Genomic DNA, 9,669 nt, shown 5'->3' on the forward strand with positions numbered 1-9,669 from the left:
GCGAAGGGCAGGGGAGACAAGCAAGCGAAGGGCAGGGGAGACAAGCGAGGAAAGGGCCGAGGAGCCAACCCGGGAGAACAAATCCGGCAGGCATCGCCGAGACACCGGACGGCGAGCTCGTCGAAGCGCGCACCCCCGACGCGTAGCGGCAGCGTCACGTGCGGCGCGATGCCCTGAGGGGCGCCGGCCGCGCGGACCGGCGCCCCAGGAGCTACGAGACGACCGTGCCGGCCTGGACGACCGTGCGGTTGGCCGGGCCGGCCCACAGCACCGACGCGTCCTCGAACGGGTTGCCGTCGATGATGAGGAGGTCGGCAACGCAGCCGGGGGCCACGCGGCCCAGATCGTCGCGGCCGATCAGGGCGGCGTTCACCGAGGTGGCCGACTGCAGGGCCGTGGCTACGCCGTCCACCTCCACCTGGAGGCGCAGGCCCTGGAGCTGTTCCTCCTCCAGGACGCCCATCAGGTCCGTGCCGAAGCCGACCCGCACGCCGGCGGCGCGGGCCAGCTCCACGGCCCTGCGGCCGGCATCGAGGACCTCCCGGTTCTTCCGCTGTGACACCGGCGGCATGCCGAGCGCATCGCCGCGGCGGTCCATCGCGTCGTACGCGGCCAGGGTGGGCACCAGGAAGGCGCCCTCGGCGGCCATCAACGACGCGGTGTCGGCGTCCAGCAGGTTGCCGTGCTCGATGGTGCGGACACCGTTCGCGACCGCGTGCCGGATCGCCTCCGGCGAGTAGGCGTGGGCCGCCACATAGCTGCCCCGCCTCGCCGCCTCCGAGGTGACCGCGCGAATCTCCTCCGGCGAGTACTGCGGGATGCGGATCGGGTCGGTCAGCGACACCACGCCGCCCGACGCCATGATCTTGATGGCGTGGGCGCCGCGCCGGAGCCGGTCGCGGACGGCCACGCGCAGCGGATCCACGCCGTCGACCACCTCGACCGTGTGGGCGTTGCAGCCGCACACGTCCGAGTCGGCCGCGCGTACGTCACCGTGTCCTCCGGTCTGGCTCAGCGCCGCACCCGTCCACAGATAGCGCGGCGACGGGATCAGCCCCTCCCGGACGGCCCGGTCCAGCCCCGCGTCGCCGCCGGACGGGTCGCGCACCGTCGTGAAGCCCCGCCTCAGCGCACCCGCCAGCCGCTTCGCCGCGGCCAGCGCCACATAGCTGAGAGGCCGCGACTCCAGCGACAGCATGTTCAGATCGATGCCGTACGCGTGGCAGTGCGCGTCGATGAGCCCCGGCAGCACGGTCCGCCCGCGCGCGTCGAGCACCCGGTCGGCGTCGGCCGGGGCGCCGCCGCCGACGGCCGTGATCCGGCCGTCGGCGACGTGCACCGAGCCCTCGACGAGATCGCCGTTGACCCCGTCGAAGATCGTCGCGTTGATGATCGACAGCGAGCCGCTCACGCCGGGCTCCCTGCGCACAGCTCCCCACCACGGGACCCGCCCTCCCAGGGGGCCTCCCCATCAGCCATTCTCCTGGAGAGGGGCTTGATCGTGCTGGAGGGCTGTGGATAAGTCGCTGCTGTGGACAACGGGAGCGGGGTCATGCCGGCATCGCGGTGCGCAGTTGGGTGGTGGCCTCGGCGTCGACCTCGAAGGTTACCGGGTCCACGACGACGCCGTAGGAGGCTGCGGCGGCCCCGGCCGAGACGAAGCCGTTGCGGACGTCGGCTGCCACGCGGGACGGGTCGCGTTCGAAGGGGTTGCCGTAGCCGCCACCGCCGCCCGTGTTGTTGACCAGGACGTCGCCCGCGTCGAGCAGGTTGTAGCTGCCGCCGGTCACCTTTTCGCGGTCGGTGCCGGGGTTCAGGACGATGTGGTTGTTGTCGCCCTCGCGGCCGCCCTCGATGGGCCACGGCTTCGTCTTCGTCTTGTAGACGATGCAGATGCCGGTGGACGGCGCCGTGAAGCGGTACGACCTGCCGACCCCCACGCCGCCGCGGTGCTTGCCCGCGCCGCCGGTGTCGGGGCGGTAGCCGTACGACTCGATGAACATCGGCGACTTGGTCTCGAGCACCTCGACCGGGTTGTTGCGGCAGCCCGGCTCGGACAGGTGCATGATGCCGTCCGCCCCGTCGCCGCCCGCGTGGCCGCCGAAGCCGACCGCCTCGTTCGTGGCCTCCAGCCACGCCTCGCCGTTGCGCGGGTTGACGCCCAGCCCCATCATCGAGCACACGTCCCCGCCCGAGCAGGCCGGCACCAGGTCCGGCATGCCCTGCGCGAGCGCCTTCAGCACCACCTCGCCGCCGAGCAGGCCCGTCCAGAGCGTGAACGTCGGCATCGGCGGCACCGCGTGCATCACCGAGCCGGGCTCCGTGATCACCCGCAGCGGCCGGAAGTTGCCCGCCACCACCGGCGTGTCCGGTGTGGTCAACGACTTGAAGATGAGGCTGCAGAACGCCTCCGTCTGCCCGACCGGCAGGTTGATCGGCCCGCGCACGTCCTTCTCGCTGCCGGTCCAGTCGACGATCATCTCGTCGTCCGTGACGGTCACCGTCACGTTCATCTTGATCAGACGGTCGAGGTCGACGCCGTCCTGATCGACGAAGTCGTACGCCGTCCAGGTGCCCTTCGGCAGCTTCGCCAGCGCCAGCCGGGCCAGCTTCTCGCCGTGGTCGTTGATCGCCTCCATGGCCTCCGTCAGCACCGGGGCGCCATATTTCGAGGCGATCTCCTGGGTACGCCGTACGCCCGTGACGCACGCCGACACCTGCGCCTGGAGGTCGCCGATGGTCCGCTCCGGCATCCGGCTGTTGAACCGGACCACGTTGAAGACGTCCTCGTTGGCCACCCCCTCGCGGTACAGCTTGGCCGCCGCGAAGAAGATGCCCTCCTGGTACATGTCCGTCGAGTCGAGCACGTACCCGGCGTCCTTCTGCTTGAGGTCGAGCACGTGGATCCGGCAGGACGCGAAGCCGATCAGCGTGCCGTCGCTGTGGATCGGCGCGAAGACCAGCGGGTCCAGCGTGTGCGCCGACGACCAGTACGGATAGTTGAGCAGGAACACGTCGCCGGGCAGCATCTTGTCGGCGCCGAGGAACTCCACGGCCCGCTTGATGCCGTGGTCGTTGCCGCGGGTGAACACGGCGATGCCGGGCGCGTCGGCGACCACGTCGCCCGCCGCGTCGTGGATGCCGATGCCGTAGTCGTGGATCTCGTAGACGACCGTGTTGTACGCCGTCCGGCACAGGTTGCGGGCCATTTCCTCGGCGGCGGCCAGCAGACCGTGCCGGATGACCTCGATGGTGATGGAGTCGATCATGATGCCGCCTTGATGGTGATGACCATTTCGCCGTGCGAGCCGACCCGCAGGTGGTCGCCGGCGTGGATGACGGTGGTCGCGGTGTGCTCGTGGATGACGGCCGGCCCGGCGATCTCGTCACCGGCCAGCAGGGCCTCGCGGGTGTAGAGCGCGTACGGGACGGCGGGCTCGGCGGCGGAGACGTACACGTCGCGGGTGCCCTCGGCCCGCACGGGGCCGGAGTCGCGCTCCGGCAACAGCGAGAGCGCCGGCTTCTCGACCCGGCCGGTGGCCCGCAGGCGCAGCGTCGTGACCTCGATCGGGTCGTCCATGACGTGCCCGTATTGCCGCTCGTGAAGCTCCGTGAACTCCCGCATGACAACGGCGGCAAGGGAGGTGGGGGCGGGGGAGAGGGAGGTGGGGGCGGCGGCAAGGGAGGTGGGAGCGGCGGCAAGGGAGGTGGCGGCGGGGGAAAGGGAGGTGGGAGCGCCGGCAAGAGAGGTGGGGGCGGCGGCAAGGGAGGTGGGGGCGGGGGCAAGGGAGGCGGGCGAGGTCAGGGCGGCGGCGGGCGAGGTGCCGGCAGGGGGCGTGGCGGGCACGGGGACCGTGACGCTGTGCTCCTGGCCGGCGTAGCGCACGTCGACGCTCCGCGTCAGCACCTGAGCGTCCGCCCCGAAGCCGTCGGCGGCCAGCGCGGCCGCGGCGTCGAGGCCCATCTCGGCGAAGGAGGCCTCGACCTCGGGGGAGTCGAGCGAGGCGAGCGGCGTCACCGCCGTCCGCGCGAAGTCGTGCTGCACGTCCGCGAAGAGCATCCCGAAGGCCGAGAACGCCCCCTGCCCCGGCGGCACGATGACCCTCGGGATGCCCAGCTCGTGCGCCACGTCGACGGCCACCAGGCCGCCACCGCCGCCGAAGGAGAGCAGCGCGAAGTCCTTGGGGTCGCGGCCCACCTCGACCGTGATCGCCCGTACCGCTCCCATGATCTTGGTGGTGGAGATCCGGATGATGCCGCGCGCGAGAGCCAGCGGCGACATGTCCAGTTTGTCGGCCAGCAGCGACAGCGCGTCCAGCGCGGCACGATCGTCCAGCGTCAGCCGCCCGCCGAGCGCCGCCGAGCCGCCCATGTAGCCCACCGCGAGGGCCGCGTCCGTGAAGGTCGGCTGCGTGCCACCCTTGCCGTACGACGCCGGCCCGGGATCGGCCCCCGCGCTCTGCGGCCCCACCTGGAGCGCGCCGGCCCCGTCGAGCCAGGCGATCGAGCCGCCGCCCGCGCCGATGGTGTGGATGTAGAGCGACGGCGTGTTGATCGGCAGGCTCTCGAACTCGGCGCCCTGGTGCAGCACCGGCTGGCCGTCGATCACCAGCGACGCGTCCAGGCTCGTCCCGCCCATGTCGATCGTGATCAGATTGTCCGAGCCGATCAGCTTGCCGAACTCGGCGGCGCCGATCACGCCGCCCGCCGGCCCGGACAGGATCAGGCTGACCGGTTGTTCCCGGGCCGCGCTCGCGGTCATCGCGCCGCCGCCCGAGCGGGTCATCAGGAAGCGCCCCTCGAACCCGCCGGCGGCGAGCTCGCCCTCCAGCCGGGTGAGGTAGCGGCGCACGATCGGCTTCACGTAGGCGTCGAGCACCGCCGTGCTGGTCCGCTCGTACTCGCGGTACTCGCGGGAGAGCTCGTGCGACACGGTGACGACCACGTCCGGCGCGACCTCGGCGAGGATCTCGCGCATCCGGGTCTCATGGGCGGGGTTCGCGTACGAGTGCAGGAAGGCCACCGCCACCGAGTCGTATCCGCGCGACGCGATCTCGGTCGCTACCGCACGGGCCGCGTCCTCGTCGAGCGGCAGGTGCACCGACCCGTCGAAGAGGCTGCGCTCGGGCACCTCGAACGTGTCGTACCGCTCGAGCAGCGCCGGCGGCGGCCGGTAGGTGATGTCGTAGTTCGTGCGCCGGTCGGTGCGGCCGAGCAGGTAGACGTCGCGGAAGCCGGCCGTGCCGATCACCGCGGTGCGCGCGCCCGTGCGGGTCAGCAGGGCGTTGAGGCCGAGCGTGGTGCCGTGGGTGAACATGCCGATGTCGGCCATCGGCGCCCGCGTGGTGCCGAACGCGTCGAGCACGCCGGCGGTCGGCTGGGACGGGGTCGTGGGCACCTTGCCGAACCGGATCTCCCCGGTGGCCGGCGTCAGCTCCACGACGTCGGTGAAGGTGCCCCCGACGTCGATGGCCACGCGGCTGGTGCTGGTCATGGTGTTCGCCTTTCGCCAGAGCGCATGCGGCGGCGGAGCCAGGAAGGCATGCGGGAGGAGACGGCTGTCAGAAGGAGCCGAAGGAGAATCGCCGGTTGGCGCGGCGAGAGGCCGAACGTTTCACGGGGTCAAGAGCCGTGTCAATCGTGAACGGCGGGCACGCCGGCGCCGCGGGACAGCGCCCGAACGGTGCCTGCACAGCGAACGGCCGCGCCGGTGTGCTCGGCGCACATCCGTGGCGGACCGGCCACCGTCAGCATTTGCCAACTCCTGAACCCGTGAGCACCGGGAGGTCCCATGTTCCGCAGCGTTCTCACCCTCCGGGCGGCGTCCGGCAAGGCCGCCGACCTCGAAGCCTTCTACGCGGACCACCGGGTCCTGGAGCGCGCCCGATCGTTCCCCGGGTGCCGTGCCGCCGAACTGTTGCGATCCGTCGACGCCGGCGCCGCGACCCACATCGTCACCGCCGATTGGGACACCGCGGCCGACTACGGCAACTGGGTCGCCGACCCGTGGCGGGCCTCTTTGTCCGAGGGGCTCACCGCACTACTGGACATCCGGGAGGACGAGCCGCTCGTTGGCGGAGTTTTCGAGCTCGTCGAGCCCTCTTCGCAGACAGAGGAGCACCAGTGATACGAGTTGCCCGTTATGTTGGAGCCGGCCTGGCCGCCGCGCTCCTGGTCGCCGGTTGCAGCAAGCCGGACACCGAGGCCGCCGGCAGCGCCGCCACGGCCGCCCCCGCCGGCAAGAAGCTCAGCATCGGCTTCTTCGGCTTCGCCAAGGCGAACTCCTTCGCGCAGGCCACCTGGGCCGGCATCCAGGAGTACGCGGCCGCGAACAACGCCGAGGCCACCTTCCTCGACTCGAACTTCGACGGACCCACCCAGGTCAACCAGCTGCAGGACGCGGTGACCTCCAAGCGGTACGACGTCATCATCGTCCAGGCGAACGACGGCACCGCGATGGTCAACCCGGTGAAGCAGGCCGTGGCCGCCGGCATCCCCACGGTCATCGAGTTCACCCCGGTCGGCGGCAAGTACGACACGGCCGACCCGCAGATCCCCGGCACCATCAACATCATCGACCCGCCCACGGTCAACGGCGACGGCCTGGCCAAGCTCGGCACCGAGGCGTGCGCGTCGATCGGCGCCGCGACCGGCTGCAAGGTGGCCTACTTCCAGGGCTTCGCCAACTACCCGCTCGACACGGCCCGCACCGACGCCGCGGTCAAGGCCCTCAAAGCGGGCGGCGCGTCCGAGGTCATCGCCAACTTCGTCGGCGGATACACCCCCGACAGCGGTCGTACGGCGATGCAGAACCTGCTCCAGGCGCACCCCGACGTGGACGTGGTGATCGGCTCGTCGCAGGCGCTCGAGGGCGCCACGCCGCTCGCCGCCGGCAAGAAGATCACCTTCGTCGGGAACGGCGGCTCGACCCAGGCCTACGACTACGTCAACAAGGGCACCTGGTACGGCGTCTACTCGGTGCCCGAGAAGAAGTCCGGCGCGAAGGCCGCCGAGCTGGGCCTCGCCAAGGCGCGCGGGCAGAGCGCTCCGGAGTCGACCGTGGTCTGCACGACGCTGACCACCTTCAACTGCCTCGGCACCAAGACCACCCTCGCGGGCCAGACGGCCGACTACTCCGACTGATGAGCACCGACGGCAACCGGGCCCCGTCCATCTCGGTGCGGGGCATCGGCAAGAGCTACAGCGGCGTCTCCGTCCTGCGCGGCGTCGACCTCGACATCGCGCCGGGCGAGGTGCACGGCCTGGTGGGCGAGAACGGCGCCGGCAAGAGCACCCTGCTGAAGATCCTCGGCGGGGCGATCCGGGCGGACGCCGGCACCATCGGCTTCGACGGCGAGCAGGTCAGCATCGCCAGCCCTCGCGACGCCATCGCGCACGGCGTCAGCCTGATCTCCCAGGAGGGCGCCCTGGTGCCGGCGCTGTCCGTGCTGGACAACGTCTTCCTGGCCGGCTGGTCGCACCGCGGCGGCCTGGTCCGCGCCCGGCGCGACAAGCGCCGGCTCGCCGAGCTGGTCGAGCTGACCGGGTTCACGGTCGACCCGGACGCGCGGGTCGACCGCCTCCCGATCGGCGTGCAGCAGCAGGTGGAGATCCTGCGCTCGCTGGCCCGCGGCGCCCGGGTCATCGCGCTCGACGAGCCCACCGCGGTGCTCGGCGAGCACGAGAAGGAGAATCTGCTCGGGCTCATCCGGCGGCTCGCCGCCGCGGGCACCACGGTCATCCTCATCTCGCACTTCCTCGACGAGGTGCTGTCGGTGGCCGACCGGATCACCGTGCTGCGCGACGGCAACCTCGTGCGCACCGGGGACGCGGCGGACACCTCGCCGCGCGACCTGGTCGCCCAGATGGTGGGCCGCGAGATCGACGTCCTCTATCCCGACCCCGATCCGGTGCCCGACGGCGCGCCCGTCGTGCTCAGCGCCCGCAACCTTCGCCGCGGCCTGGTGCAGGGCATCGACCTGGAGGTGCGGGCCGGCGAGATCCTCGGCATCGCCGGCCTGGTCGGCAGCGGGCGCACCGAGACCCTGCGGCTGCTGTTCGGCGCCGACAAGCCGGCCGACGGCGTGGTCGAGGTCGACGGCGTGGAGATCAAGCGGGGCGCGCCGCGGCACGCGATGGCCGCCGGGGTGGCGATGGTGCCCGAGTCCCGCAAGGAACAGGGCCTGGTGATGGTCCGCTCGGTCGCCGAGAACGTGGCCCTGTCGTCGCTGCCGGGCCGCCGCGTCGGCCCGTTCGTCCGCAAGAGGGCCGAGGGGGCGGCGGTCGGCGACATCTCGCGGACCGTGGACATCCGCGCCGCGAACCCGGCGGCCGCGATCGAGACGCTCTCCGGCGGCAACCAGCAGAAGGCGCTGTTCGCCAAGTGGCTGCTGCGCGCACCGCGGGTGCTGCTCATCGACGAGCCCACCCGCGGCGTGGACGTGGCCGCCAAGACCCAGATCCACCACCTCATCACCGGCCTGGCCCGCGACGGGATGGCCGTCGTCTGCGTGTCGTCGGAGATCGAGGAGCTGCTCGCGCTCTCGCACCGGGTCCTCGTGCTGCGGCACGGCAGGCCGGTGGGGGAGTTCCCGCGCGGCACCACCCCCGAGACAGTCATCTCAGCCGCGTTCGGCGATCAGGAGGTTCCCACGTGAGCGTGGACGTATCCCCTCAGGCGGTGACCAAACCCCCGGCCGCCGCGAACGTGTCGAGCCTCGCCTTCCGGCTGCGCGACTACGGCATCGTGGCCGCCTTCGTGGTCATCGTCATCGCGCTGTCGGTCAGCACCGACACGTTCCTGACCAGCGCCAACCTCGTCAACCTGCTGGACCAGACGGCGGTGCTGGGCCTGCTGGCGGTGGGCGCGACGGTCTGCATCATCAGCGGCGTCTTCGACCTGACCGCGTCCGCGACGCTGGCCCTGTCGGCGATCATCGGCGTGCAGATCGTCAAGGTCACCAACGTGTACGTCGGGTTCGCCGGCGCGGTCGCCGCGGGCGCCCTGCTCGGCTTCGTCACCGGCATGGTGGTGACCCGCAGCGGCGTCAACTCGTTCGTCGGCACGCTCGCGACCAGCCTCGTCTATCGCGGCCTGGCCGTCATGGTGACCGGCGGCGCGATCGTCTACCCGCTCGCCACCCAGGCCGAGGACTTCGGCATGCTGACCTGGCCGTCGCTGTTCGGCCTGACCTCGGCGACGATCGTCTTCGTCGTGGTGGTGGCGGCGATCGGCGTGATCGTGGCCCGCACGACGTTCGGCCGCCGGCTGTACGCGGTGGGCGGCAACGCCGAGGCGGCGCGGCTCTCCGGCATCCGCGTCGGCTCCATCCACGTGTCGGCGTTCGTGATCAGTGGCGTCTGCTCGGCGCTGGCCGGGTTGATCCTCGCCTCCCGGGCCGGCTCGGCGCAGTCGACGATGGCGACCGGCATGGAGCTGACCGCGATCGCCGCGGCGGTGGTGGGCGGCACGAGCATCCTGGGCGGCGAGGGCGCGGTCTGGCGCGGCGTCGTCGGCGCGCTGCTGCTGACGCTGATCGGCAACGGCTTCAACCTGCTCGGCTGGGACACGATCTACCAGCAGGTGCTCCAGGGCTGCCTCATCCTGTTCGCCGTGACCATGGACCGCTGGCTGCGAAAACGCACACGATAGCGGATTAGGATGTCGCA

General features: G+C 71.6%; 7 protein-coding genes. 4 read left to right on the plus strand and 3 right to left on the minus strand.

Annotated features, from left to right (window positions below; translation table 11 throughout):
* Positions 1 to 211: 211 nt before the first annotated feature.
* From Ade02nite_RS14755 to Ade02nite_RS14765, 3 genes are all read right to left on the minus strand, one after another.
* Positions 212 to 1,411 carry a metal-dependent hydrolase family protein gene (locus Ade02nite_RS14755; protein WP_203762377.1) on the minus strand — a complete coding sequence of 400 codons (1,200 nt, stop codon included), beginning with the start codon at positions 1,409 to 1,411 and terminating at the stop codon, positions 212 to 214.
* 139 nt (positions 1,412 to 1,550) lie between these two features.
* Positions 1,551 to 3,269, minus strand: a complete 1,719-nt coding sequence (locus tag Ade02nite_RS14760; RefSeq protein WP_203762379.1) for a hydantoinase B/oxoprolinase family protein — start codon at positions 3,267 to 3,269, stop codon at positions 1,551 to 1,553.
* Entirely contained in the window at positions 3,266 to 5,494 is a 2,229-nt protein-coding gene (locus Ade02nite_RS14765) for a hydantoinase/oxoprolinase family protein (protein ID WP_239168758.1), read from the minus strand. Before Ade02nite_RS14765 ends, Ade02nite_RS14760 begins: the two co-directional genes overlap by 4 nt.
* Before the next feature lie 297 nt (positions 5,495 to 5,791).
* Here Ade02nite_RS14765 and Ade02nite_RS14770 point away from each other — a divergent pair, with 297 nt between their 5' ends.
* The 4 genes from Ade02nite_RS14770 to Ade02nite_RS14785 are packed head-to-tail and all read left to right on the plus strand — an operon-like array spanning position 5,792 to position 9,652.
* Positions 5,792 to 6,127 carry an antibiotic biosynthesis monooxygenase family protein gene (locus Ade02nite_RS14770; protein ID WP_203762381.1) on the plus strand — a complete coding sequence of 112 codons (336 nt, stop codon included), beginning with the start codon at positions 5,792 to 5,794 and terminating at the stop codon, positions 6,125 to 6,127.
* Positions 6,124 to 7,143 (plus strand): sugar ABC transporter substrate-binding protein, encoded by a 1,020-nt coding sequence (locus tag Ade02nite_RS14775; protein WP_239168759.1) that lies wholly within the window; start codon positions 6,124 to 6,126, stop codon positions 7,141 to 7,143. Before Ade02nite_RS14770 ends, Ade02nite_RS14775 begins: the two co-directional genes overlap by 4 nt.
* The gene (locus Ade02nite_RS14780) at positions 7,143 to 8,657 is read left to right on the plus strand and encodes a sugar ABC transporter ATP-binding protein (protein ID WP_203762383.1); all 1,515 of its coding nucleotides are present in this window, start codon (positions 7,143 to 7,145) and stop codon (positions 8,655 to 8,657) included. The genes Ade02nite_RS14775 and Ade02nite_RS14780 overlap by 1 nt, the downstream gene beginning before the upstream one ends.
* Positions 8,654 to 9,652: an ABC transporter permease gene (locus Ade02nite_RS14785; RefSeq protein ID WP_203762385.1), complete on the plus strand. Its 999-nt coding sequence runs from the start codon at positions 8,654 to 8,656 to the stop codon at positions 9,650 to 9,652. Before Ade02nite_RS14780 ends, Ade02nite_RS14785 begins: the two co-directional genes overlap by 4 nt.
* Positions 9,653 to 9,669: the final 17 nt, after the last annotated feature.

The sequence above is a fragment of the Paractinoplanes deccanensis genome (genome assembly GCF_016862115.1).
In the GTDB taxonomy this organism is placed as follows: domain Bacteria; phylum Actinomycetota; class Actinomycetes; order Mycobacteriales; family Micromonosporaceae; genus Actinoplanes; species Actinoplanes deccanensis.

Excerpts from the sequence above, each read along its gene's own strand:
- Ade02nite_RS14760 (WP_203762379.1), bottom strand. The coding sequence starts at position 3,269 with ATGATCGACTCCATCACCATCGAGGTCATCCGGCACGGTCTGCTGGCC.
- Ade02nite_RS14765 (WP_239168758.1), bottom strand. The coding sequence starts at position 5,494 with ATGACCAGCACCAGCCGCGTGGCCATCGACGTCGGGGGCACCTTCACC.
- Ade02nite_RS14770 (WP_203762381.1), top strand. The coding sequence starts at position 5,792 with ATGTTCCGCAGCGTTCTCACCCTCCGGGCGGCGTCCGGCAAGGCCGCC.
- Ade02nite_RS14780 (WP_203762383.1), top strand. The coding sequence starts at position 7,143 with ATGAGCACCGACGGCAACCGGGCCCCGTCCATCTCGGTGCGGGGCATC.